Annotated in this window: 21 protein-coding genes; 14 read left to right on the forward strand and 7 right to left on the reverse strand. The window is 69.6% G+C overall.

All coding sequences use genetic code 11. The features are described from left to right. Window positions 1-473 precede the first annotated feature (473 nt). Together creB and creC are read left to right on the forward strand one after the other, a co-directional pair. Window positions 474-1,268: a two-component system response regulator CreB gene (gene creB, locus AC1RAD_RS29785; protein ID WP_062473807.1), complete on the forward strand. Its 795-nt coding sequence runs from the start codon at window positions 474-476 to the stop codon at window positions 1,266-1,268. Beyond that, entirely contained in the window at window positions 1,265-2,707 is a 1,443-nt protein-coding gene (gene creC / locus AC1RAD_RS29790) for a two-component system sensor histidine kinase CreC (protein WP_492738726.1), read from the forward strand. Before creB ends, creC begins: the two co-directional genes overlap by 4 nt. Here creC and AC1RAD_RS29795 read toward each other — a convergent pair. The 4 genes from AC1RAD_RS29795 to creD form a co-directional block, all read right to left on the reverse strand. After that, a complete protein-coding gene (locus tag AC1RAD_RS29795) occupies window positions 2,701-3,306 on the reverse strand; it encodes a hypothetical protein (protein ID WP_492738728.1) in 606 nt (201 codons plus the stop codon). The two genes, creC and AC1RAD_RS29795, sit on opposite strands and share 7 nt — an antisense overlap. A 109-nt stretch (window positions 3,307-3,415) precedes the next feature. Then, complete coding sequence (locus AC1RAD_RS29800) at window positions 3,416-5,809, reverse strand: penicillin-binding protein 1A (protein ID WP_492738730.1); 2,394 nt, start codon at window positions 5,807-5,809, stop codon at window positions 3,416-3,418. A 10-nt stretch (window positions 5,810-5,819) separates the two neighbouring features. After that, window positions 5,820-7,112: a glycoside hydrolase family 3 N-terminal domain-containing protein gene (locus AC1RAD_RS29805; RefSeq protein ID WP_492738732.1), complete on the reverse strand. Its 1,293-nt coding sequence runs from the start codon at window positions 7,110-7,112 to the stop codon at window positions 5,820-5,822. Continuing rightward, window positions 7,109-8,587, reverse strand: coding sequence for a cell envelope integrity protein CreD (gene creD, locus AC1RAD_RS29810; protein ID WP_492738734.1), 1,479 nt, complete (start codon window positions 8,585-8,587; stop codon window positions 7,109-7,111). The genes AC1RAD_RS29805 and creD overlap by 4 nt, the downstream gene beginning before the upstream one ends. 216 nt (window positions 8,588-8,803) lie before the next feature. Between creD and AC1RAD_RS29815 the strand changes: the two genes are divergently transcribed. From AC1RAD_RS29815 to AC1RAD_RS29850, 8 genes are all read left to right on the forward strand, one after another. Then, window positions 8,804-10,876, forward strand: coding sequence for a VIT and vWA domain-containing protein (locus tag AC1RAD_RS29815; RefSeq protein WP_492738736.1), 2,073 nt, complete (start codon window positions 8,804-8,806; stop codon window positions 10,874-10,876). 17 nt (window positions 10,877-10,893) lie between these two features. After that, on the forward strand, window positions 10,894-11,826 hold the full coding sequence (gene xrtQ / locus AC1RAD_RS29820; protein WP_492738738.1) for an exosortase Q: 933 nt from the start codon (window positions 10,894-10,896) through the stop codon (window positions 11,824-11,826). Continuing rightward, window positions 11,807-12,376 carry a hypothetical protein gene (locus tag AC1RAD_RS29825; protein ID WP_492686779.1) on the forward strand — a complete coding sequence of 190 codons (570 nt, stop codon included), beginning with the start codon at window positions 11,807-11,809 and terminating at the stop codon, window positions 12,374-12,376. Before xrtQ ends, AC1RAD_RS29825 begins: the two co-directional genes overlap by 20 nt. A 34-nt stretch (window positions 12,377-12,410) precedes the next feature. Beyond that, on the forward strand, window positions 12,411-13,658 hold the full coding sequence (locus AC1RAD_RS29830) for a biosynthetic peptidoglycan transglycosylase (RefSeq protein WP_492738740.1): 1,248 nt from the start codon (window positions 12,411-12,413) through the stop codon (window positions 13,656-13,658). Further along, on the forward strand, window positions 13,655-14,419 hold the full coding sequence (locus tag AC1RAD_RS29835) for a GNAT family N-acetyltransferase (RefSeq protein ID WP_492738742.1): 765 nt from the start codon (window positions 13,655-13,657) through the stop codon (window positions 14,417-14,419). The genes AC1RAD_RS29830 and AC1RAD_RS29835 overlap by 4 nt, the downstream gene beginning before the upstream one ends. Window positions 14,420-14,491: 72 nt before the next feature. After that, window positions 14,492-15,385, forward strand: coding sequence for a pirin family protein (locus tag AC1RAD_RS29840; protein ID WP_369630748.1), 894 nt, complete (start codon window positions 14,492-14,494; stop codon window positions 15,383-15,385). 86 nt (window positions 15,386-15,471) lie between these two features. After that, the gene (locus AC1RAD_RS29845) at window positions 15,472-16,545 is read left to right on the forward strand and encodes a flavodoxin family protein (RefSeq protein WP_095948407.1); all 1,074 of its coding nucleotides are present in this window, start codon (window positions 15,472-15,474) and stop codon (window positions 16,543-16,545) included. A 149-nt stretch (window positions 16,546-16,694) separates the two neighbouring features. After that, window positions 16,695-17,273 carry a Spy/CpxP family protein refolding chaperone gene (locus tag AC1RAD_RS29850; protein ID WP_492738744.1) on the forward strand — a complete coding sequence of 193 codons (579 nt, stop codon included), beginning with the start codon at window positions 16,695-16,697 and terminating at the stop codon, window positions 17,271-17,273. A gap of 99 nt (window positions 17,274-17,372) precedes the next feature. On the opposite strand, the gene AC1RAD_RS29855 is transcribed toward AC1RAD_RS29850, so the two are convergent. Further along, entirely contained in the window at window positions 17,373-17,747 is a 375-nt protein-coding gene (locus AC1RAD_RS29855) for a serine/threonine protein kinase (protein WP_240531255.1), read from the reverse strand. Window positions 17,748-17,956: 209 nt separating this feature from the next. Here AC1RAD_RS29855 and AC1RAD_RS29860 point away from each other — a divergent pair, with 209 nt between their 5' ends. From AC1RAD_RS29860 to AC1RAD_RS29875, 4 genes are all read left to right on the forward strand, one after another. After that, window positions 17,957-18,754 carry an endonuclease/exonuclease/phosphatase family protein gene (locus tag AC1RAD_RS29860; protein WP_492738746.1) on the forward strand — a complete coding sequence of 266 codons (798 nt, stop codon included), beginning with the start codon at window positions 17,957-17,959 and terminating at the stop codon, window positions 18,752-18,754. A 14-nt stretch (window positions 18,755-18,768) separates the two neighbouring features. Next, the gene (clsB, locus tag AC1RAD_RS29865) at window positions 18,769-20,046 is read left to right on the forward strand and encodes a cardiolipin synthase ClsB (RefSeq protein WP_492738748.1); all 1,278 of its coding nucleotides are present in this window, start codon (window positions 18,769-18,771) and stop codon (window positions 20,044-20,046) included. After that, on the forward strand, window positions 20,043-21,020 hold the full coding sequence (locus tag AC1RAD_RS29870; protein ID WP_492738750.1) for a lysylphosphatidylglycerol synthase domain-containing protein: 978 nt from the start codon (window positions 20,043-20,045) through the stop codon (window positions 21,018-21,020). Before clsB ends, AC1RAD_RS29870 begins: the two co-directional genes overlap by 4 nt. A gap of 117 nt (window positions 21,021-21,137) precedes the next feature. Further along, the gene (locus AC1RAD_RS29875; RefSeq protein ID WP_492738751.1) at window positions 21,138-21,638 is read left to right on the forward strand and encodes a polyhydroxyalkanoate granule-associated phasin; all 501 of its coding nucleotides are present in this window, start codon (window positions 21,138-21,140) and stop codon (window positions 21,636-21,638) included. A gap of 12 nt (window positions 21,639-21,650) precedes the next feature. On the opposite strand, the gene AC1RAD_RS29880 is transcribed toward AC1RAD_RS29875, so the two are convergent. Next, window positions 21,651-22,847, reverse strand: coding sequence for a metallophosphoesterase (locus AC1RAD_RS29880; RefSeq protein ID WP_492738752.1), 1,197 nt, complete (start codon window positions 22,845-22,847; stop codon window positions 21,651-21,653). Between the two features lie 183 nt (window positions 22,848-23,030). Continuing rightward, complete coding sequence (locus tag AC1RAD_RS29885) at window positions 23,031-23,543, reverse strand: hypothetical protein (protein WP_139702960.1); 513 nt, start codon at window positions 23,541-23,543, stop codon at window positions 23,031-23,033. Window positions 23,544-23,640: the final 97 nt, after the last annotated feature.

The following is a 23,640-nucleotide window of genomic DNA, read 5'->3' on the forward strand; positions in this document are numbered from 1 at the left end:
TGGATAACCCCGGCACTGCTCTGTAGGGGCGTTGCAAGTTGTTGATTTTCAAAGGAAATCTACAACATGCTCAATTAACAGGCAATGAGTTTCTCGCCCCGAAAACCGCCTTTCGCAGAATTGGCGAAGGCTGTCAAAGGACAACTCTGGGGAGAGTTTTTGCACAAGCCATCGGTTATCCACAGGGCCGGCGGGTTACCCCATGTTGTCCAAGTTGCGGGTACACCACGGAAGCGCGGGTGCGCACAGTGACGCGGGCATGACAAGTCGTTGTCACGTCAAGGAAAAAGCGACCTTTCCACAGACGGGTGCGACCCTTATCTACTACTACTAATTTGAATAAGAAGAATAAGAAGACAGGAAGAGGAAAAGCCGCGCCCGAAAAAAAAAGCCGCGAAAGGCCGCGCCGGTCGCCGGCGCCTCGGGCGAAAAACCGGGCACGGGTGGTCCGTGGCCCTCGCTAACATCGCCGGATGAGCTTCAAACCCCGGATCCTGATTGCCGAAGACGAATCGGGCATCGCCGACACGCTCCAGTACGTTTTGAGCAGCGACGGTTTCCAGCCGATCTGGTGCGCCACGGCCGAAGAAGCCATCGCGCAGTTCGCGCAGGAACGCCCCGCGCTCGCCATCCTGGACATCGGATTGCCCGACCTGAACGGCTTCGAGCTCTTCAAACGCCTCCAGGCGCTGAACCAGTCGATGGGCGGCCCGGAGGTACCGATGGTGTTTTTGACGGCCCGCAGCGACGAAATAGACCGCGTGGTGGGCCTCGAACTGGGTGCGGACGACTACATTGCCAAGCCGTTTTCACCCCGCGAGCTGGTCGCTCGCGTGCGGACCATCCTGCGGCGCAGCGCCAGAAACGGCCCAGGAAGCCCGCCAGCGGCCGCAGCGCCGATTCATGGGGTACCCCATCAAAACGCGCCGGCGCCGCCTTCAGCGGCGCCACAGACCCCCGCAACCCCCTTTGCGCTCGACAGCGAGCGCATGCAAATCCGTTACTACGGACGGCTGCTGGAACTCTCGCGTTACGAATACGGCCTGCTGAAACTCATGGTCCAGCGCCCGGGGCGCGTGTTCACGCGCGACGAACTGCTGCAACTCGTCTGGGACGACGCCAGCGACAGCTTCGACCGCACGGTCGACGCGCACATCAAGACGCTGCGTGCCAAGCTCAAGACCATCGCGCCGGAGGTGGAGCCGATCCGCACCTTGCGCGGCACCGGCTACGCGCTGCACGAAGATCTGCCTGCCAGCAGGGAATGACGCGCCGGACCCGGATCTTCATTGGCATCCTGCTGATCTACACGGCGGGCATCGCCTTCCTGCTGTACCGCGTCGTTTCCGACATCGATCCGCGCTACCGCGAGTCGGCCGAGGAATCGCTGGTCGAGACCTCACAGCTCATGGCCAGCCTGGTCGAGCAGGACGTGATCGCCGGCGCCATCAACACCGCGCGGCTGGAGCCGCTCTTTCGCAGCGTCTACACGCGCGAGTTCTCGGCCCAGATCTACAACCTGCACAAGAGCCGGGTCGAGCTGCGCGTGTACGTGACCGACCGCACCGGCCGCGTGATGTTCGATTCGCTCGGCCGCCACCTGGGCAACGACTACTCGCAGTGGAGCGACGTGAAGCGCACGCTCGGCGGCCTGTACGGCGCGCGCACCTCGCGCGACGTCGACGGCGACCCGCGCACTTCGGTGATGTACGTCGGCGCACCCATCCGCTGGAACGACGAGATCGTCGGCGTCGTCAGCGTCGGCAAGCCGGTGCAGAGCTTCGGCCAGTTCGTCGAGGACGCGCGCGTGCGCACCATCTGGGTCGGCGTGGGTTCGGCGCTGGCGCTGCTGCTGCTCACCGTGATCGTCTCGGTGTGGCTGGTGCGGCCCTTCGGCCTGATCCGCGACTACTGGACCTGGGTGCGCGCGCAGCGCAGCCTGAGCCTGTCGCGCATGGCGCGGCGCGCGGTCGACGCGGTGCGCACCGGCTTCGGCGAGATGCGCGACGCGCTCACCGGACGCAACTACGTGGCCGACTACGTGCAGACCTTCACGCACGAAGTGAAGAGCCCGCTCTCGGCCATTCGCGGCGCGGCCGAGCTGCTGCAGGAACCGCAGATGCCGCACGACCAGCGCGAGCGTTTTCTGAAGAACATCGAACGCGAAACCCAGCGCATCCAGGAAATCGTCGACCGCATGATGGAGCTCACCGCGCTCGAGACGCGGCGCACGCTCGACCGCACCGAACCGGTGGCGTTGGGGCCGCTCATCGAGGACATTGCCGCCAGCGCGCAACCCGCCGCGTCGCGACGCGGCATCCGCCTGATCGTGAACATCCGAGAGCCTGCGCGCGTGGAGGGCGATCCGTTTTTGCTGCGCCGCGCGATCAGCAATCTGCTCGACAACGCACTCGACTTTTCACCGCCCGACAGCGAGGTGCTGCTGACGCTGGAAACCACCTCGCGCCTGGCGCGCATCAACGTGCGCGACCACGGCCCGGGCATTCCGGACTACGCGCAGGAAAAAGTCTTCGAGAAGTTCTATTCGCTCGCCCGGCCGCACAGCCAGAAGAAGAGCACGGGGCTGGGCCTGGCGTTCGTGAAGGAAATCGCGACGCTGCACCGGGGCCGCATCGACCTGGGCAACGCAACGCGCGGCGGCGCCGTGGCGACGCTCACGCTGCCGCTGCTGTCAACCCATCACTGACCCACGAGTGCACGGTAGGCCTCGCGCGTCTCGGGGCTCACGGCCTCGAGCAGCTGCTCATACGAAGTCTGGTGCCGCGCCAGCATGCGCGCCGAGGCCACGGCCTTCGATTTGCAGAACCAGTGGCAGGTGTGCTGCATCAGGAACAGCTCGGCCGACATCGTGAAGGCCTTCGATTTCGGTGAGCGGCCGGCGGCATTTTTCGCCACGCCCGCGATGCCGCGCGCATGAATGCGCAGCGCTTCGCGCAGGTCGAAGCTGGCGGCGGGGAACAGCGTGGTGGCGAACGGCAAGGCCACGGGCAGGCGGCTCACGCGCGTGTCGGCTTCGGGTTCGCGCGCCAGTTCGGCGGCGAAGGTTTCGAACTGGCCCGCGAGCTTTTCCTCGGTGGTGTCGAGCAGGTGCCAGATCTGCTGGCGGCGCTCGGCGTCGTCTTCGCCGAGGCAGCGCAGGTAACCCTGGGTCAGGCTCTCCATCAGCTTCTCGATCTGGTAGCGGCCCAGATGACGACCGAGCAGCGCGATGCGCTGGCGCTGTTCCTTGGACTTGAGGATGTAGAAGCCGGCAGCGATCAGGGCCACCAGGGTGAGGATTTCCATGGATGCGAGAAAAGGGGAGAAAAGAGAAGAGACAAAAAAGAAGCGGGGGCCGCGGCACCGAGTGTAGGCACCGCGCGTCCCCCGCGTCTTTGGGTGATCTCGCCGCTGGCTAGCGGAAGAAATCGAGGATGCGGTTGCGTTCCTCGGGCGGTGGCGGCGCACCCACCGGCGCGCCCGTCAGCACTTCCACCGGCTGGATCGGCTGCTCGGCGCTTTCCAGGCCCAGACTCGCCACGTTGTGGCCCGGCGTGAAGTCGTCGAAGTACCACTCGCCGTCGATGCTCACCACGCCGGGCGGTTCGGCCGGCAGGGTCACGGGCACGCCGCGCAGCGCCGACTGCATGTAGCCGATCCAGATCGGCAGGCTCAGGCTGCCGCCGGTCTCGCCGCGCACGCCGAGCTGGCGCGGCGTGTCGTAGCCGACCCAGGCGATGCCCACGCGCGTGGGCTGGAAGCCCGCGAACCAGGTGTCGAAGGAGTCGTTGGTGGTGCCGGTCTTGCCGAACAGGTCGTCGCGCTTGAGCGCCTGGTAGGCCTTGAAGCCGGAGCCACCCTTGACCACGCTCTGCAGCAGCGATTCCATGATGAAGGCGTTGCGCGCGGGAATGGCGCGGCGGCTTTCGTCGAGCACCGGGGGCTCGGTTTCCATCAGCACCTTGTCCTTGAGGTCGGTCACGCGGGTCACGAGGTACGGGTTCACGCGGTAGCCGCCGTTGGCGAACACCGAGTAACCCACCGCCATCTGCATCGGCGTGACCGAGCCGGCGCCCAGGCCCATCGGCAGGTTGGCTGGGTGCTTGTCCTTGTCGAAGCCGAACTTGGTGACCCAGTCTTGCGCGTAGGGCGCGCCGATCGACTGCAGCACGCGCAGCGTGACCAGGTTCTTCGACTTCATGAGCGCGTTGCGCAGCGGCATCGGGCCTTCGAAGCCGCCGTCGAAGTTCTTCGGGTCCCAGGGCTGGCCGCCGTTGGCGGCGGCATCGAACACCAGCGGCGCGTCGTTCACCACGGTGGCGGGCGTGAAGCCCTTTTCGAGCGCGGCCGAGTAGATGAAGGGCTTGAAGCTCGAGCCCGGCTGGCGCCAGGCCTGCGAGACGTGGTTGAACTTGTTCTTGCCGAAGTCGAAACCGCCGACCAGCGCCGTGATGGCGCCCGTGCGCGGGTCCATGCCGATGAAGGCGCCCTCCACTTCGGGCAGCTGCGTGATCTCCCAGGTGTTCTTGGGTGTCTTCGCGACGCGGATCACGGCGCCGCGGCGGATCTTGATGTTGGGCGGTGCCTTCGCGGCCAGGCCGGACTGCGCGGGCTTGAGGCCCTCGCCCGAGATTTCGAAGGCTTCGCCGTTGGCGCGCACCGCGGTCACTTCCTTGGCGCTGGCTTCCAGCACCACGGCCGAGATCACGTCGCCGTTGTCCGGGTGCTCGGCCAGGGCTTCGTCGACCGCCTCGTCGATCTCCTTCTGGCCGCTGGCCGGCAGGTCGACGAACTTCTCGGGGCCGCGGTACACCTGACGGCGCTCGTAATCCATGATGCCCTTGCGCAGCGACTTGTACGCCGCGGCCTGGTCGGCCGCCACCAGCGAGGTGTAGACCTTCATGCCGCTGGTGTAGATGCTGTCGCCGTACTGCGCGTACATCATCTGGCGCACCGTCTCGGCCACGTACTCGGCGTGCAGGCGGTTCGGGTCGGCGGCGTCGCGCAGGTGCAGCTCTTCCTTCTTGGCTTCGGCCGCCTGTTCGGCGGTGATGAAGCCGGTCTCGTGCATGCGGTCGATCACGTAGAGCTGGCGTGCCCGGGCGCGGCGCGGGTTGGCCACCGGGTTGTTGGCGCCGGGCGCCTTCGGCAGGCCGGCGAGCATGGCGGCCTCGGCGATGGTCACTTGCTGCAGCGGCTTGCCGAAGTAGGCCTCGGAGGCAGCGGCGAAACCGTAGGCGCGGTTGCCCAGGTAGATCTGGTTCAGGTAGATCTCGAGGATCTGGTCTTTGCTGAGCTGCTGCTCGAGCCGGAAGGCCAGCACGATCTCCGAGGCCTTGCGGCTGAGCGTGCGCTCCGAGCTCAGGTAGACGTTGCGCGCCACCTGCATCGTGATGGTCGAGGCGCCCTGCTTGCGCCCGCCCTTGAAGCTGGCCACGGCCGCGCGCGCGAAGCCCTTGTAGTCCACGCCGCCGTGGTCGTAGAAGCGCGCGTCTTCCACAGCCAGCACGGCGTCCTTCATGACCTTCGGAATGTTCGCGAAGGGCGTGAGGTTGCGGCGCTCCTCGCCGAACTCGCCGATCAGCGAACCCTCGGCCGTGTACACCCGCAGTGGCAGCTTGGGCCGGTAGTCGGCCAGCTCGGAAATGTCGGGCAGCTTCGGGTAGATGGCGACCACCCCCACGATGGCGGCGCCCAGCAGCGCGACGGCGCCGGCACCGGCCGCGATGGCGCTCCAGCCGGCGATGCGTTTCCACGGGAGCTGGCGCAGCGCACCGGCGGGTTGGGAAGGGCGAGGTTCTTGGGACATGGGATGGGGGCTAGCGAAGAGGTTGGAGCCGTGGCGCGCGCGGGCGTTCCGTCACCCGGGGATCGAGCGCGCCGCGCCGCACGCCTTCCAGCGCGCAGTGCATGGCATCGAAATACTTGTCGTGGTCGTAGGCGATGAGCAGCAGGTCCACCCCGGCGTCGAGTGCGCCCAGCGTGGCGTTGCAAAGACCTCGGTTGTAGGCCCCGCCCATTGTGAGGTCGTCGGTGACGAGCAGGCCCTGAAAGCCCCATTCGCCTCGAATCACCTGCCGCACGATTTTGCGTGAGAAAGAGACCGGCGCGTCCGCGTCGAGTTCCCCGAGGATGACATGGCCGAGCATGATCGCGGCATCCGAATGTTTCGACACGTCTTGAAACGGCTTCCAGTCGTGCGCGGCCAGCCGGGCCACGGGCGTGCGCAGTTCGGCACCCATGTGGTGCGTGTCCTCGGTCACGCCGGCCAGACCGGGAAAGTGCTTGAGCGTGCCGCGCACGCCAGCCGATTCAAGGCCTTGCTCGTAAGCGAGCGCCACCTGCGCGGTGACGTCGGGGTCGCTCGAAATGGCGCGTTCCTCGATGCGGGTGTGCAGGTCCCAGCGGCCCGGGGCGCGGCCGGGGCGCAGGTCGACCACGGGGCTGAAGTTCAGCGTGATGCCCAGCGCGGCGAGCGCCCCGCCCTGCTGCGCGCCGTAGGCGCGGGCACGTTGCAACAGTTCGTGTGCGGGCACGTCGGCCTCGAGCAGGCTGGCGAGTGCCGGCTGGCGGGGCACCATCGGCGACAGGCGCGAGACGCCGCCGCCTTCCTGGTCGGTCGCCACCACCAGCGGCGGCAGGCCGGCCGCCTGTCGCAGCGCCTGCAGGCTGGCGATTTCCGCGCGCAGGGTGTCGGCGCTGCGGCCCTTCACGTTGCGGCCGGTGACGAAGATGCCGCCGATCAGGCCCCGGCGGGCCAGCTCGCGCAGGTCGTTCGCGTCGTCGTAGCCGACGATGAAGCGCGCGCCCAGTGCCTGCGCCACCGGGCCCGAGGCCGCGTTCACTTCCAGCCGGTGCTGGCGCGAGGCCAGCTCGTGGCCCAGCGCCGTCAGCGTTGCGCCCACCGTCAGGGCCAGCGCCACGACACGGCGCGCGCCGCGCGCGCTGCGCCAGGCGATCGCGCCGCTGGCGCACAGCGCGGCGAGCAACAGCGGCAGCTCCTCCTCGCGCAGGAAGCGCAGGTGCGGGTCCTTCAGGTGCCAGGCCCAGGCGCACAGCACGGCCAGCAGCAGCCAGCCGAGCACGGCGGGGATGGCGCGCAGCAGTCTCATGCGTCCACCGTGGCCGCCGGGGTGGCCGGGGCGGGTTCGCTGCGGCGCGACAGCGCATACCAGTCGACCTTGCGCGTCACGAGCATCAGCGCGGCCAGCATGCCGAAAATCAGCAGCGCGCCCAGCAGCAGCGCATTGCTTTCCGAGGCCAGCAGGCCGTAGAGCGCGCCGTACAGCAGCGCCACGAAGGCGGCGAACGACAGGCCGCGGCGCCAGCCTTCGAGCACCGCGCTGAAGTACACGGCCAGCAGCGCCACGCTGGCCGCAGCCGCGCCTGCATAGGCCATCCAGAAGGCGAACTTCTCCGACAGCGCGAGCAGCAGCAAGAAGAACAGCGCGATCGACAGGCCCACCAGCCCGTACTGCACCGGGTGCAGGCGCAGCTTGCGGAACAGCTCGAACATGAAGGCCGCCATCAGCACCAGGCCGATGAAGAGCGCGCCGTACTTGCCGGCGCGCGTGCTCATCGAATACACGTTGACGGGCTGTGCGAGCGACACGTCGAAGGTCTGCAGCGGGCCCGAGGCATGGCGTGGCGGGGGCGCGGTGCGCACGACGGCCGCCGCGGCGTTCTGCGCGGCATCGCCTTCGCCGCCCCACAGGCCGGCGCGCACCTGTTCGCGCGCCGTGGTCACGAGCGAGGACACGCGCCAGTGCGCGTCGAAGCCCTGCGGCGTCACCTCGCGCTGCGTGGCCAGGAAGCGTCCGCCGAAGCTGGGGTGCGCCCACGGCGAACGCAGGTGCGCGGTGGTTTCCTCGGCGATCGGCACCATCGAGAGCGTGTCCTGGCCCACCAGCGAGAGCTTCATGTCGAAGGCCAGCGGCTTGCCCGTCTGCCAGGCGGCGAGCGCGGCGCCCGTGAGCGGCGCGTGGATGCCGTCGGCGTACGTGGCGTTGTCGGGCAGGCCGGGCACGCGCTGGCGAAAGCGCAGCGCCTCGCCGTTGACGGTGAGCGCGGGCGAGCCGTCGAGGCCGCGCAGGTCGCTCACGTGGAAGGCAACGAACGGCGGGCGGAACTCGATCGACGAGCCGCTTTCGCTGTGCGGCACGGCCTGCGGGTCGAAGCCCGCGAAGCCGCCGCCGAGCGCGGCCGTGAGCGTGTAGAACGGAATGCGGAAGATGCCGCGGTAGCGCTCCTGCGGCGCCATGTCGCCCTCGATGTGCAGCTTGTCGGGGAACACGGCGTGCACCATCTCCTTGCTCTGCGGGGCCTGCCCGATCACCTTGCCCTGCGCGTTGCGCAGCGGCTCCATCCAGCGCTCCACGTACGGCACCAGCAGCAGCGGGCCGACCATGGCCTGCGGCCCGGCGTAAGACTCGGCGAGCTCGCGCGCGGCCTCCTGCTGGCTTTCGCCGCGGGCGCGGTTCAGGTCGTCGATGCGCGCCAGCGGAATGCACAGCACCAGCAGCAGGAAGAACAGGCCGGCCACCTTGACCAGCACCGAAGCCTGCAGGGCCTTCAACAGTTGAAGCATGGGTTTCTCCCCTCTTTTCCGGGTTTTTTCGTGATGAGGCGCCGATGCTCTCCGGCCGATCCGAAGGCCGTATGAAGCCGCCGCGCCGCGCACTTCACACAGACTTCACACAGCGGCGCCTCCGGTTGTGGCGACTTCAACGCGCCTTCCAACTGCCTTCTCGCACGCTCACGACAGTGAGGGCCGTGCAAGTTCGCACGCAGAAGGACACCCGCCATGGACACCCCCACCACCCCACGCCCCGGCCGTTGGCTCTGGCTCGCCACCGTGAGCCTGGCGACCGTGGGTTTCATCGCCATGGGCGCCCGCCCGGTCCACGCGCAGGAAGCGCCCGCCGGTCCGCGCCTGAAGACCGAGAGCCCGTATTTCTTCGTCAAGAGCGACGACCCCTCGGTCGACCGCCTGCCGCTGAAGGGCACCGAGGTCTCGGTCAGGATTTCGGGCGTGATCGCCGATGTCACGGTCACGCAGACCTACCGCAACGAAGGCCAGCGCGCCATCGAGGCGAAGTACGTGTTCCCCGGTTCCACCAAGGCGGCGGTGAGCGGCCTCAACGTGCGCCTGGCCGACCGCCTGATCACGGCGCAGATCCGCGAGAAGCAGCAGGCGAAGATCGAATACGACACCGCGAAGAAGGAAGGCAAGACCGCCGCGCTGCTCGAGCAGCACCTGCCCAACGTGTTCCAGATGAACGTCGCCAACATCCTGCCGGGCGACGACGTGAAGGTGGAGCTGCGCTACACCGAGCTGCTGGTGCCGCAGTCGGGCAACTACCAGTTCGTGTTCCCGACCGTGGTCGGCCCGCGCTACAACTCGCCGCAGTCGGAGAACGCACAGGCGAAGTGGCCGGCGCAGCCCACGCTGCGCGCCGGCGTGGCGCCCAGCACCAGCTTCAAGCTCACGGCGAGCATCGACACGCCGATGGGCCTGAAGGAAATCCGCTCCGCCACGCACACCATCGACGTGAAGAAGCGCGACGAAGACCAGCACGCGGACATCACGCTCGGTGCCGACGGCCGCCCCGCCGACAACCGCGACTTCGTGCTCGACTACCGCCTGGCGGGCGAGAAGATCGAGTCGGGCCTCATGCTCTACAAGGGCCAGGGAGACAACGCAGAAAACTTCTTCCTCGCCATGGTCGAGCCTCCGAAGGCCGTGACCGCCAGCGCCATCTCGCCGCGCGACTACATCTTCGTGGTCGACATCTCGGGCTCGATGCACGGCTTTCCGCTGGACACCGCCAAGACCGTGCTCGAACGCCTGATCGGCGGCCTGCGCCCCAGCGACACCTTCAACGTGCTGCTGTTCTCGGGCAGCAACAAGATGCTGTCGCCGCAGTCGGTGCCGGCCACGCGCGCCAACATCGAACAGGCGCTCGCCACCATCAAGAACTACAGCGGCAGCGGCAGCACCGAGCTGATCCCCGCGCTCAAGCGCGTGTACGCCGAACCCAAGGCCGCGAACGTGTCGCGCACCGTGGTGGTGGTGACCGACGGCTACGTGACGGTCGAGCGCGAAGCCTTCGAGCTGGTGCGCAACAACCTCTCCAAGGCCAACGTGTTCGCCTTCGGCATCGGCTCGTCGGTGAACCGCAGCCTCATGGAAGGCATCGCGCGCGCCGGCATGGGCGAGCCTTTCATCATCACCGACCCGGTGCAGGCGCCCGAACAGGCCGCGCGCTTTCGCCGCATGGTGGAGTCGCCCGTGCTCACGAACGTGAAGGCCACCTTCGGCGGCCTGGACGTGTACGACGTGGAGCCGCAGGCGCTGCCCGACGTGCTGGGTGAGCGCCCGGTGATCGTGTTCGGCAAGTGGCGCCCGGATTCGAATGGACAGCCCAAGGGCCGCGTGATCATCGAAGGCCAGGCCGCCACCGGCCCGTACCGCGAGGAAGTGCGCATCACGCCGCAGACGCGCCAGGACACCGCCGCGCTGCGCACGCTGTGGGCACGCCACCGCATCCAGAGCCTGAGCGACCAGGAAGCGCTCGAGGGCAGCGCCGCCTTCAAGGACCGCATCACCGAGCTGGGCCTGAAGTACAGCCTGCTCACGCAGTACACCAGCTTCATCGCGGTGGACAAGGTGGTGCGCAACGTCGCGCCGCAGAACAGCGTGGACGTGAACCAGCCGCTGCCGATGCCCCAGGGCGTGAGCGACCTGGCACTGGGCGCCGAGGTGCCGAGCACGCCGGAGCCGGAAACGCTGGGCGCGATCGCCGTCGTGCTGTCGATGCTGGCCATGCTGCGCCGTCGCGCACGCCGCAACGACCCCCGTCGTTTCACCGCCTGAACACAGGACGCACGACCATGTCTCTGGCAACCCTGGCCCACCACCATCCGCGCGTCGTGGACTGGGCCATCCGCATCGACCGCACGCCGGCCTTCGGCTGGCTCGCGCTGCAGTGCGCCGCGCTCGCACCCACCTGGGCCTGGATGGCGCGCCGCCTGCAGGACGGTTCCGACGATCCGCTGGGGCTCGTGGCGCTGGTCGCCCTGGCCGCGCTCGCCTGGCAGTGCCGGCGCGAGCTGCGCGCCTCGCCGCGCCTGGGCTGGCTGGCGCTGGCCGGCGTGGGCACCGTGCTCGCCACGCTGCTGCGCACGGGCGGGGGTGGCCTGCCCGCGCTGCCGCCGCTGGCCTCGGGCCTGGTGGCGGTGCTGTCGCTCGCGGCCGGGCTGCTGGCCTTTTTGCCGCGCGGCGTGGCGGCGCTGCCGGTGGCCGGGCTGTCGGTGCTGGCGCTGCCGCTGCTGTCGTCGCTGCAGTTCTACGCCGGCTACCCGCTGCGCGTCGTGACGGCCGAGGCCAGCCGCTGGCTGCTCGCGCCGGGCTTCGAGGTGGCGCGCGAAGGCGCGACGCTGATGGTCGACGGCCGCCTGGTGATCGTCGACGCGCCCTGCTCGGGCGTGCAGATGGTGTGGCTGGGCTACTTCACGGCCTGCGCGGTCGCGCTGTGGGCGCGGCGCAGCGACCGCGCCTTCCTGCGCCGCCTGCCGGCCGTCGGCCTGCTGGTGCTGGCCGGCAACATCGTGCGCAACAGCGTGCTGATCGCCTGCGAAGGCGCCGGCCATGCGCTCGCGCCGTGGGCGCACAACGCGCTGGGGCTGGTGCTGCTGGCCGTGGTGTGCGGCGCCATCGCGCGCCTGATGGTGCCGGCGCGCGTCGCACCGCGCATCGAATTCGACCGCCCGCTGCCGGGCCTGATCACCGCCGAAGGAGGCCGCCGTGTCGATACCGTTCGTTGAACGCTGGTTCGCCAACCATTTCATCAACCGCGTGGGCCACAAGAGCGCCTTCGCGCTGGCGATGCTGCTGTGCGTGCTCTGGTCGGCCGCGGCGGCGCTGCGCGCGCCGGCGGCCGAAGCCGACGCGGTGGGTGCCCACGAATGGCCGAGCCAGTGGGACGGCGTGCCGCTGCGCCCGCTGGCGCTGAGCGAGGTCGAGCAGCGCTTTGCCGATCGCTTCCCGGGCGCCATCGGCCGCATGACCGACGGCCAGCAGACGCTGGTGATGCGCGCCGTGAACCGGCCCACGCGCATGCTGCATCCGGCCGCCGACTGCTACCGCGCGCTGGGCTACCGCATCGAGCAGGCGCGGCTGGAACGCGACGCGCAGGCGCGGATGTGGCGCTGTTTTGTGGCGCAACGGCACGGTACGGCAAATTTCCGCGTCTGCGAGCGCATCGTCGACGCCCAAGGCACGGCTTTCACCGACACTTCGGCCTGGTACTGGGCGGCGGCCAGCGGCCAGTCGCACGGTCCGTGGCAAGCTGTCACCGTGGCAAGACCGATGTGATGAGAACGTGTTTGTGAAGAAGACCCTGCGATTCGTGCTTTTCGGGCTGCTGGCCCTCGTCCTGACCGCCCTGGTGGCCATCTTCCTGATCGCCAAGATCGCCCTTGCGCCGGCGGCGGGCGAATGGAGCACCACGGTGAAGGCCGGCCCGCTCTCGTTCGAGATCGGCGTGCCCACCGCAGTGCGCCTGGCCACCTCGTCCTGGTTCGCGCCGCGGCTGGACGGCCACGCGCTCGACACCCGCTTCGGCACCGTGCATTTCACCTGGGACGAGAAAACCGGCCAGCAGCAGATGCGCTGCGCGCCGTGCAGCGCCGACGTGCCGGCGCTGGGCACGCAGCCCATCAAGGTCGAGCGGCTGGTGGCCACCGTGCGGCGCGACGGCAACACGCTGGCCGGCACCTTCGAGGCCACGCCCCAGGCGGCCGACAGCAACGCCCTGCTCCAGGGCACCTGGACCGGCCGCCTCGCGCCGAAGAACCTGCAGCTGGACGTCCGCGTGCAGGACGCGCCCATCGCCCGCTGGTACGCCGTGCTGGTGCCGGCGCTGCCCGAGCTGCAGCGCGCCCGCATCGGCGGCACGCTGGCGCTGCAGGCGCAGCTGCTGCTGCCCGACGCCACCTTCGCGGTGCAGCCGACCATCAGCCAGTTCACGGTCGAAGGGCTGGGCACCGAGGCCATGCTGGGTGCGCGCACCAGCTGCGGCCCGTCGGCCAAGCTGGCCAACGACAGCTGGCTGGCACGGGCCGTCATCGCGGCGGAAGACCAGCGCTTCTTCAGCCATACCGGCTACGACCTGACCGAAATCCTCGCCTCGATCGACCACAACCAGAAGCCCGGCCAGACCCGGCGCGGCGGCAGCACGCTCACGCAGCAGCTGGCCAAGCTGCTGGTCACCGGCAGCGACCGCACGGCCGAGCGCAAGCTGCGCGAGCTGCTGTACGCGGTCGAGATGGAGCAGACGCTGGGCAAGGCCCGCATCCTGCAGCTGTACCTGGACAACGCCCCGTGGGGTGGCAACCTCTGCGGCGGCGAGGCCGCGGCGCGGCGCTACTTCAAGCGCAGCGCACGCACGCTCGAACCGGCGCAGGCCGTCTGGCTCGCGGCCATGCTGCACAAGCCGCAGGCCGTGCTGGAGCAATGGCGGCGCGACGGCCAGATCGATCCCGACCGCACCAAGTGGGTGGCCGAGAGCGTGCGCGGCATCAGCCGCAACCAGCGTGAGGCGCTGCTCAAGAGCGTGGCTGCGGCGAAGTACGCGCCGCCGGAAGCCGTGCAATGAGCATTGCCCCGCACGACATCGAAGCCATCGAGCGCGCCACCGTCGCGGCGGTCGCACCCGAAGCCTGCGAGGAACTCGACGGCTGGCTGCTGCCCTTCGACCGCGGCACCGTCAAGCGCGCCCGCTCGGCCGTGCCGCTGCACCGCGACCCGGTCGAGCCCGCCACGCTCGACCGCATCGAAGACCGCTGCGACAGCCGCCAGGTCGCGCCCGCGCTGCGGCTGGCCGACACCGCCTGCTTCGACACGCTGCGCGCCGAACTCGCGCGCCGGCACTACATGGCCGACAGCCCGACCTGCGTGCAGACCGGCTCGGCGCGGCGCATGCGCGACCTCGTCGCGGCGGACGCGCGGCTGGCCGATGTCGACGCGACGCCCGATCCGGACTGGGCCGCGCTGTTCCTGGGCGAAGGCTTCGACCCGGTCGACGGCGTGCACCGCGTGCGTTCGCTGTCGCGCGCCACGGGCTCGCTCTTTGCCAGCGTGCGCGAAAACGGCGCCACCGTGGCCGCCGGCGCCATGGCCTTTGGCCACGGCTGGGCCAGCGTGCACGGCATGCGCACCGAACAGTCGCAGCGCGGGCGCGGCCTGGCCGGGCGCGTGCTGGCGGGCCTGGCGCAGGCGGCGCTGGCACGCGGCGTCGAGCGGGTGTTCCTGCAGGTCGATGCGCAGAACCAGCCGGCGCTGGCGCTGTACCGCCGCGCGGGCTTCGAGACGCGCTGGCAGTACTGCTACTGGCAGCGCCAGCAGTGGCCGCGCTGAGCTGAACGGCATCCGGCCGGCGGGCACCCCCACCGGTGGCGCGGTCGGGGCTTTGGTGCCACCATGGGCGGCATGACGAACGTTCATGCCCACCACCACCCCACCGATCCCGTCGCCACCCCGCGCGGCATCGACCACATCGTGGCCGGTGTTTCCACCAGTGACGGCGACGGCGTCAAACTCACCCGCGTGCTGCAGCAGCCGCTGCAGAAGCGGCTCGACCCCTACCTGATGCTCGATGCCTTCGGCAGCGACAACCCGGGCGACTACATCGGCGGCTTTCCGAACCACCCGCACCGGGGCTTCGAGACGGTCACCTACATGATCGCCGGGCGCATGCGCCACCGCGACAGCGCGGGCCACGAAGGCCTGCTCGAGAACGGCGGCGTGCAATGGATGACGGCCGGCCGCGGCCTCGTGCACAGCGAGCTGCCCGAGCAGGAAGAAGGCCTGATGGAAGGCTTTCAGCTGTGGCTCAACCTGCCCGCCAAGGACAAGATGCGCGAGCCCTGGTACCGCGACATCCGCAGCAGCGAGATCCCCGAGTTCACGACCGCCGGCGGCGCGCATGTGCGCGTGATCGCCGGCACCAGCCACGGCGTCGTGGGCGCGGAGCAGCGCGCGCACACCCACCCGCTGTACCTGGACATCACGCTGCCGCCCGGCGCCGAGTTCGCGCAGCCGCTGCCGCCTGACCACAACGCGCTGGTCTACGTGTTCCGCGAATCGCTGTGGATCGCGGGCAGCGAGGTGCCGACGCGGCGCATGGCCATCCTGGCGAACGACCCCGGCAGCGACGGCACCGTGCTGCGCGCCGGCGCCAGCAACCACAGCCCGGCGCGCGCGCTGCTCATCGCGGGCCGGCCGCTGAACGAGCCGATTGCGCAGTACGGGCCTTTCGTGATGAACACGCCCGAGCAGATCAAGCAGGCGGTGCACGACTTCCAGAACGGCAAGCTCGGCTGAGCCCGAAGCCTCTGTAGTCGCTCGCCTACCGCAAGTCGGCGTCGCGTGCGGTTCGCGCCGGCCGGTGCGCCGCCTAGATTGCGGTCATGCCTCCCACGATACGCAAGGGACAGGCGCCGCCGATGCTGCAGCGCGCCGAGTTCCACGACCGCTTCATGCAGAGCTTCCACGACCCGGCGTTCCGGGCCGAGACCGAGGCGCTGCGGCGCCTGGAAGACATCGCCTGGCAAGCCTACGACGAAGGCCGCAAGGCGCCCGTGACGCGCCGCGCCGGGCCCGGCTATGCCGACCCCGACTACGAACTCTCGGTCGACTGGCTCGACGCCCGCGCGCGCATCGACGCGGCGCAGGACGCCTGGGGCCGGCCCGAGACCCGCTCGCGCGTGCTGCTCGTCAACGGCTCGCCGCGCAACGACGGCACCTGCCCCGGCGAAATCTCCAAGACCTGGCGCCTCACGCAGTGCGCGCGCGAGGTACTCGAAGGCGGCGGCATCGAGGTCGACGTGCTCGACCTGAGCCGGCTCACGTCGGACTACGGCCGCCACATCCACCCGTGCAAGGGCTGCGTCTCCACCGCGATGCCGCTGTGCCACTGGCCCTGCAGCTGCTACCCCAACCACGCGCTGCGCCAGACCGGCGACTGGATGAACGAGATCTACGAACGCTGGGTGGCCGCGCACGGCGTGATCGTGCTCACGCCCACGCACTGGTACCAGGCCGCGAGCCCGCTGAAGCTCATGATCGACCGCCTCGTGTGCGCCGACGGCGGCAATCCCGACCCCACCAGCACGCACGGCAAGAAGCCCGACGAGGCCAAGGCCCTGGAGCTCGAAGGCTGGGGCTACCCCAAGCACCTGGAAGGCCGCGTCTACGGCGTGGTGGTGCACGGCGACGTGGCCGGCCCCGAGGGCCTGCGCCGCAATCTCACGGACTGGCTCGACTGGATGGGCCTGGTCGACGCCGGCGCCCAGGCGCGGCTGGACCGCTACATCGGCTACTACGCGCCCTACGCCACCAGCCACGAGGCGCTGGACGCCGATGCCGACGTGCAGGAAGAGGTGCGCAACGTTGCGCGCGCCGTGGTGCTCGCGGTGGCCGCGCTGCGCGCCGGCAAGCTGCAGGTGCCCGACCGCGGATTGAAGGCGCCCCGACCCAAATAAGTCACGCTGCAGGCCACAGGACCGCGCTGCGGTTCATGCTTCTTTACGCACGCTCACGTTCGGCTCACGGACGCGTTACAGAGGCGCTCCACACTTCGTCTCACCCGCTGCCCTTTGGTGGCGGACTTCTTCGAAAGGAAGCGACTCTCATGATCTCTCTTCGCCAACGCATCGTCTGGGCCAGCCTGCTGGGTTCGGCCGCCCTCGCCTCTTCGGGTGCCTTCGCTCAGGCGCCGGCCGCCACCACGCCGTCGACCGCCGCACCCACGGCCGCCACGGCCCCCGCCGATGCCACCGCCGCACCCAAGGCGCAGCACAAGCGCATGGACTCGGCCCAGCGCATGGAGCGCATGAAGGAGCACCGTGCCAAGCGCCTGGCCGCGCTGAAGGACAAGCTCAAGCTCACCAGCGCCCAGGAAGGCGCGTGGAGCAGCTTCACCGAGGCCAGCCAGCCGCCGGCCGGTGCCGCCCGCCCGCAGCGCATGGACCGCGCCGAGTTCGCCAAGCTGACCACGCCGCAGCGCCTGGAGCACATGCAGGCCCGCCAGGCCGAGCGCAGCGCCCGGTTCGCCAAGCGCGCCGAAGCGACCAAGACCTTCTACGCCGCGCTGACGCCCGAGCAGCAGAAGACCTTCGATGCCGAGACCGCGAAGTTCGCAGGCCACGGCCATCGCTTCCATCGCGGTGGGCATGAAGGCCACCCTGGTGCAGCGCCTGCCAAGAGCTGACGACCGGGCGGCCGGCTGAAGGGAGCCGGCCTCCAGGAAAGGGCAGAAAAAAGCCCGCGATGCGCAAGGCATCGCGGGCTTTTTTGTGGGCGCGCGGTGTTACTGCGGCGTGCCCGTCTTCTCGGTCGGGTTGGTCGGCACCGCCGGGCGCTCGCCCGGCTGGCCGAAGCGCGGCTTCACGTGCTGCGTCTCGGCGCGCACCTCGGCGCGCGAGCGCTCGCCGGTGGGCGACGGCATCGCGTTGGGCTGGTGGTTCACGGTCGTGCTGGCCTCGCCCTTGGGTACCACGCTGTTGGCGTTGTTGCGGTTCTGCGCGCGGGCCTCGGCCTTCACGGCTTCGCGCGAGACGGGCATCGAGCTGTCGCCCGCCATCGGTTCGACGGGCGCCGGTTTCTGGGCCTGGGCGACGCCCGCGCCCAGCAGGGCGGCGAGCAGCGCGGTGGGGATCGTCAGGCGTTGCAGGGTGGTCATCATGGAAAGCTCCTTTGCAGATGAAAAAAGGCACAAAGCCGAGCGCGTTGGCATCGACTTTGAAACCACCGTAGGAGCCTCGTTTCGGGCGCTGTGTGGGGGTGCGGCAGGCCTGCCTGTAGGAGCCCGCCGCCCTTGCGTGAAAGGCACGCGAAGAAGGTGGCGCGTTCCTACAGTCGGCGCGGGCGCGGCCACGTACAACGGGAACACCGATGTCCTCCCCCATCACTTCCCCGCTGCCCGAGGCCGCTGTCGCCGCCGCACCGGCCTCGCTCAAGGTCATGACCGTGAACACCCACAAGGGCTTCACGGCGCTGAATCGCCGCTTCATCCTTCCGGAGTTGCGTGACGCGGTGCGCACGGTGGGCGCCGACGTGGTGTTTCTGCAGGAGGTGATGGGCACGCACGCGCGCCATTCGCGCACCGTGAACAACTGGCCGGAGGCGCCGCACTACGAATTCCTGGCCGACACCATGTGGCCGCAGTTCGCCTACGGGCGCAACGCGGTGTATCCGAAGGGGCACCACGGCAACGCCGTGTTGTCGAAGTTTCCGATCGTGCATTTCCGCAATCACGACGTGTCAGTGAGCGGCCCCGAGAAGCGCGGCCTGCTGCACTGCGTGCTGCGCCTGCCCGGGCGCACGGTCGACGTGCATGCGATCTGCGCGCACCTGGGGCTGGCCGAGGCGCACCGCCAGCAGCAGCTGGAGCTGCTGTGCCACATCGTGCGCGACGAGGTGCCGGCCGACGCGCCGCTGATCGTGGCGGGCGACTTCAACGACTGGCGCAGCCGTGCGCACGACGTGCTGGCCGAAGGCGCGTCGCTGCGCGAGGTGTTCGTGCATGCCCACGGCCGCGCCGCGCGCACCTTTCCGGCGCGCCTGCCGCTGCTGCCGCTGGACCGCATCTACGTGCGCAACGCGGGCGCGCACGCGCCCGTGGTGCTGCCGCGCCGGCCCTGGTCGCATCTGTCGGACCATGCCCCGCTGGTGGCGGACATCGACCTGTGAGCAGCGAGGCCCCCATGCGCGACACCCCCGAGCGCGCCGGCCACTGGACCGGCGGCAACCGCATCGACCTGCTGGAGAACGGCGAGGAATTCTTTCCGCGCGTGTTCGAGGCCATCGGCGCGGCGCGGCGCGAAGTGATCATCGAGACCTTCATCCTGTTCGAGGACAAGGTGGGCCTGGCGCTGCACGCGGCCATGCGCGCGGCGGCGCAGCGCGGCGTGAAGGTCGACCTGATGATCGACGGCTTCGGCTCGCCCGATCTCTCTCACGAGTACCTCGAAAGCCTGGCCACGGCCGGCGTCAAGGTGCGCGTGTTCGACCCGGGCCAGCGCTTCCTGGGCCAGCGGCTCAACGTGTTCCGCCGCATGCACCGCAAGATCGTGGTGGTCGACGGCGAACGCGCCTTCGTGGGCGGCATCAACTACTCCGAGGACCACCTGCTCGACTTCGGTCCCAAGGCCAAGCAGGACTACGCGGTCGAATTGGCGGGGCCGATCGTGGCCGAGATCCACCAGTTCGTGCTGCGCGCCATCGCGGTCGGCGGCAAGGGCGTGGGCTGGTTCCGGCGAAGGCTGAAGCAGGCACCGCCCGCGTCGCAACTGCAGGCCGCGGCGGGCGAGGCCGACGCGATCTTCGTCACGCGCGACAACCGCCGCCACACCAACGACATCGAGCGCCACTACCGCGCCGCGATCCGCGCCGCGCGCGAGCGCATCGTGATCGCCAACGCGTACTTCTTTCCGGGCTACCGGCTCATCAAGGAGCTGCGGCGCGCGGCGCGCCGGGGCGTCGATGTGCGCCTCATCCTGCAGGGCGAGCCCGACATGCCCATCGTGAAGACGGCCGCCGGCATGCTGTACCACCACCTGCTGCACGCGGGCGTGCGCATCTACGAGTACTGCGATCGCCCGCTGCACGGCAAAGTCGCGCTCATGGACGACCGCTGGAGCACCGTGGGCTCGAGCAACCTCGACCCGCTGAGCCTGTCGCTCAACCTGGAGGCCAACGTGGTCGTGCGCGACACCGCGTTCAACAAGGTGCTGTGGGAGCGCATGGACCATCTCATGCAGCACAGCTGCAAGCAGATCGGCACACACGACCTGGCCAGCGAATGGAGCGGCTGGCGGCTGGTGCGCAGCTTCTTCGTCTTCCACTTCTTGCGCTGGTACCCGTCGTGGCTCAACCGCCTGCCGCGCCACGCACCGCGCCTGACGCCGGCCGAGGCGACCGATCTCATGGCGCAGCAGAAGAAGCGCGGCGACGAGGGCACGGCGCACACGGAGACGGCATGAGCGCGTCCCTCGCCCTCACGCACCGGCCCTGGTGGCCGTGGGCGCGGCGCGTGGCGATCTGGGCCTTCTTCGGCGCCATCGCCTGGCTGCTGCTGAAGCAGGCGCGCACCATCGACTGGGCCGAGGTGTTCGCCGCGCTGCGCGCATTGCCGGGCGCCACGCTGCTCGCGGCCGGCGCGCTGGCCGCCGCCAGCTTCGGGCTCTACAGCACCTACGACCTGCTCGGGCGCCACCTCACGAAGCACCGGCTCGGCGCGGGCACCGTCATCGGCGTGACCTTCATCAGCTACGCCTTCAACCTCAACTTCGGTTCGCTGGTGGGCGGCGTGGCGTTCCGCTACCGGCTGTATTCGCGCCTGGGGCTGGGCAACGAGACCATCACGCGCGTGCTGGGCTTCAGCATGCTGACCAACTGGCTCGGCTACCTCGTGGTGGCCGGCGCCGCCTTCTGCTTCTGGCCGATGGCGCTGCCGCCCGACTGGAAGATCGACGGCGGCGGCTTGCGCATGCTCGGCGCGGTGCTGCTCATGGTGTCGCTGGCCTACCTGGCGCTGTGCGCGTTCTCCGATGGCCACGTCTGGCGCGTGCGCGGCCATGCGCTGCGCACGCCGAGCTTGCCGATGGCCTTGCTGCAGCTGGCGATGTCGTGCGTCAACTGGTCGCTCATCGGCGGCGTGATCTGGGTGCTGCTGCAGGGCGAGGTCGGGTATCCGCAGGTGCTCGCGGTGCTGCTGGTCGCCGCCGTGGCGGGCGTGGTCACGCACGTGCCGGCGGGGCTCGGCGTGCTGGAAGCCGTGTTCGTCGCGCTGCTGGCGCACGAGGTGCCCAGCACCCGGCTGCTGGGCGCGCTGCTGGCCTACCGCGCGCTGTACTACCTGCTGCCGCTGGCCGTGGCGCTGGTCGCCTACCTCGTCACCGAGGCGCGTGCGCGGCGTTTGCGCGCGGATGCCGGCAACAACCACAACAAACGTTAAATATTGCCCGCAGAAAGCAATCGATCGGTGAAATGACGGTCAGGAAATGTTGCGCTGCAACAATTTTCACTTTGCAGGCCTATAGTGGCCCTCTGTTCCCCTACGTGCCCTCTTCCCATGTCGTCCTTCAGTACCACCGCCCGCGTGGCCAGCCCGCTGATGCAATGGGTCGACTTGGCCCTCAAGACCCACGAGACCCTGCTGTCGTCCGGCACGGTGATCCGCATGCGCACCGAGCGCATCGCCAAAGCCGGGCTCACGCCCAGCGCCGCCGACCTTGCGGAATTCCAGTTGATGGGCCACGAAAAGCTCGCGGCAGCCAGCGAATCGGGCCTGGCGATGGCCAGGCAGTGGCACAGCAGCCAGACCTCGCTGGCCCAGCGCGCATGGCAACAGTGGCTGCAGGGCGCCACGGCGCTCTTCTCGCTGGCCGGCAGCTTCACGCCAGCGCAGGCGGCCACGCACGGCGATGCGCTCGTGCAGGCCACGGCGCGCGGCGCCAGCACGATGGGTCAGTTCACGGGCGTGGCGGTGCGCATTGCGCGCGAAGGCCTCAAGCCGATCCACGCGGCCGCCACGTCGAACGCGCGGCGACTGCTGGCCGAACTGCAGGCCTGACGCCGCTGCGTTTCAGGGTTGCGCCGGGACCAGCGTCACCAGCGTGATTTCCGACGGCGCGCCGAAACGCTTCGGCGGCCCCCAGTAGCCGGTGCCCCGGCTCACGTAGATCCACATGTCGTGCAGCTTGTGCAGGCCGGCCGTGAACGGCTGCTGCATCGGCACGAACAGGTTCCACGGAAAGAACTGGCCGCCGTGCGTGTGGCCCGACAGCTGCAGCTGGTAGCCGGCCGCGGCCGCCACCGGCGCGCTGCGCGGCTGGTGCGCCAGCAGCACGCGCGTGTGCACCAGCGGCGGTGCGTCGTACAGCGCCAGGTGCGGGTCGCTCGCGTGCGCGGCGTCGAAGTGGCCGGCGGTGAAGTCGGTCACGCCGGCCAGCACCAGGGCGCTTTCGAACAGCTCTTCGTCGGTCTGCGCGCCGCGCACGTTGCGCGTCTGCAGCACCACGTGCTCGTTCAGCAGCACCTTCAGGCCGAGGCGGCGCAGCTCGTCGATCCAGGCGTGCGCGCCCGCGTAGTACTCGTGGTTGCCCGTGACCACGAAGGTGCCGTGGCGTGCGCGCAGCCCCGCCAGCGGCGCGATGTGATCGCGCAGCTCGGGCACGCTGCCGTCGACCAGGTCGCCGGTGATCGCGATGGCGTCGGCGCCGAGCCGGTTCACCGCGTCGACGATGCGCTGGATGTAGCCGTTGCGGATCGTCGGGCCCACGTGGATGTCGCTGAGCTGGGCGATCGTGAAGCCGGCCAGCGCCGCCGGCAGGCCGCGAATGGGCACATCGACCTGCTTCACGCCGGCCGTGCGGCGCGCGTTGACGAAGCCGACCAGCGACACGCCCGTGGCCAGCGCCAGCACCGCCAGCGCGCTCCAGGGCCCGACCTTGTCCCAGGGCACCTGCAGGCCGCCGAGCGCGCTCGCCAGCCAGGCCAGCAACAGGCCAAGGTCGCGCACCAGCGTGAGCACGAACAGCGAGGAGAACCAGCCCATGCTGATCAGGCCGATCCAGTGCAGCGTTTCGCCCGCCGGCTTCGCCTTGCGGTCGGCGCGGTGGCTGCGCGACACGAAGGGCAGCGGCATCGTGACCGCCGACACCGCCAGCAGCACGAGCGCCAGCGGCCACGCAGGCGTGAGCGACGCCAGCGCAGGCAGCAGGCGCAGCGCGATGTAGACGTGCAGCAGCGCGGTCAGGACGCTCAGGGGACGGATCGGCATGAGGACTGGGGGGACGCGGGCATCGCCCGGGACACGTCACCTGCAAGGCGCATGCCGCGCATTCAAGGCGTCGAAAGCTGCCTGGGTCGCTATTTTTTCTATAGCGCAGGGCAACCGGATAGCGGGCGTTAGGGCGCCGCGGGCCCGCCCGTTCGGCGCCGCCCGCGGCGCGATGCTCCTCGCTTACCGCACCGTGCGCGTGCCGGCCGACGCCATGTCGGTGCCCGCCGGCCATTCGAAGAGCGCCTTGGCCGGCGCACCGGGCGACACCAGCAGCGTTTGCTTCAGCGTCTGGCCGCCGATGCGAGCCTCCACTTCATAGCGGCCCGGCTCGAGCCGCGCCACCATGAACGGTCCGCCGGAGACCACGTTGTCGAGCAGCGCGGTGCCGTGGCTGTCGCGCACCGTCACATGCACGCCGGCCGCGAAATCAGCGCGGCGGCCGTCCTTGATCGCGAATTCGAAGCTCGCGGGCCAGCGCGGCGACACGGTTTCCATCAGCTGCGCCTCGTCCTGGCCGATGCCGCCGCTCATGTACTCGACGCCGTGCGCCATGTGGATCGGCGGGTTCATCGCGGCCTGGGCCGGCTGCGCCGAGAGCGCGCCGCCGAGCAGCACCAGCAAGGCGGCGCCAGCCGCCGCGGCGACGGGCCGGGCGTGCGAGAACAGGAACAGGGGGTTGGTGGTGAGAGACATCGGAGCCTTCCTTTCCGGGCGGTGGTGGCGACACGCCACGCAGGAAGGCACTGTGCCGGGCACGACTTAAGGAAGACTTAACTGCGCGCGGGCCGCA

Source organism: Variovorax sp. GW823-FHT04B03, assembly GCF_058796495.1.

Coding starts and splice junctions, on each gene's coding strand:
- AC1RAD_RS29800 (WP_492738730.1), bottom strand. CDS start 5,809: ATGTCCCAAGAACCTCGCCCTTCCCAACCCGCCGGTGCGCTGCGCCAG.
- AC1RAD_RS29875 (WP_492738751.1), top strand. CDS start 21,138: ATGTCGTCCTTCAGTACCACCGCCCGCGTGGCCAGCCCGCTGATGCAA.
- AC1RAD_RS29885 (WP_139702960.1), bottom strand. CDS start 23,543: ATGTCTCTCACCACCAACCCCCTGTTCCTGTTCTCGCACGCCCGGCCC.
- AC1RAD_RS29880 (WP_492738752.1), bottom strand. CDS start 22,847: ATGCCGATCCGTCCCCTGAGCGTCCTGACCGCGCTGCTGCACGTCTAC.
- clsB (WP_492738748.1), top strand. CDS start 18,769: ATGCGCGACACCCCCGAGCGCGCCGGCCACTGGACCGGCGGCAACCGC.
- AC1RAD_RS29845 (WP_095948407.1), top strand. CDS start 15,472: ATGCCTCCCACGATACGCAAGGGACAGGCGCCGCCGATGCTGCAGCGC.
- AC1RAD_RS29855 (WP_240531255.1), bottom strand. CDS start 17,747: ATGATGACCACCCTGCAACGCCTGACGATCCCCACCGCGCTGCTCGCC.
- AC1RAD_RS29860 (WP_492738746.1), top strand. CDS start 17,957: ATGTCCTCCCCCATCACTTCCCCGCTGCCCGAGGCCGCTGTCGCCGCC.
- AC1RAD_RS29850 (WP_492738744.1), top strand. CDS start 16,695: ATGATCTCTCTTCGCCAACGCATCGTCTGGGCCAGCCTGCTGGGTTCG.
- AC1RAD_RS29805 (WP_492738732.1), bottom strand. CDS start 7,112: ATGAGACTGCTGCGCGCCATCCCCGCCGTGCTCGGCTGGCTGCTGCTG.
- creB (WP_062473807.1), top strand. CDS start 474: ATGAGCTTCAAACCCCGGATCCTGATTGCCGAAGACGAATCGGGCATC.
- AC1RAD_RS29840 (WP_369630748.1), top strand. CDS start 14,492: ATGACGAACGTTCATGCCCACCACCACCCCACCGATCCCGTCGCCACC.
- AC1RAD_RS29795 (WP_492738728.1), bottom strand. CDS start 3,306: ATGGAAATCCTCACCCTGGTGGCCCTGATCGCTGCCGGCTTCTACATC.
- xrtQ (WP_492738738.1), top strand. CDS start 10,894: ATGTCTCTGGCAACCCTGGCCCACCACCATCCGCGCGTCGTGGACTGG.
- AC1RAD_RS29835 (WP_492738742.1), top strand. CDS start 13,655: ATGAGCATTGCCCCGCACGACATCGAAGCCATCGAGCGCGCCACCGTC.
- AC1RAD_RS29815 (WP_492738736.1), top strand. CDS start 8,804: ATGGACACCCCCACCACCCCACGCCCCGGCCGTTGGCTCTGGCTCGCC.
- AC1RAD_RS29870 (WP_492738750.1), top strand. CDS start 20,043: ATGAGCGCGTCCCTCGCCCTCACGCACCGGCCCTGGTGGCCGTGGGCG.
- creC (WP_492738726.1), top strand. CDS start 1,265: ATGACGCGCCGGACCCGGATCTTCATTGGCATCCTGCTGATCTACACG.
- creD (WP_492738734.1), bottom strand. CDS start 8,587: ATGCTTCAACTGTTGAAGGCCCTGCAGGCTTCGGTGCTGGTCAAGGTG.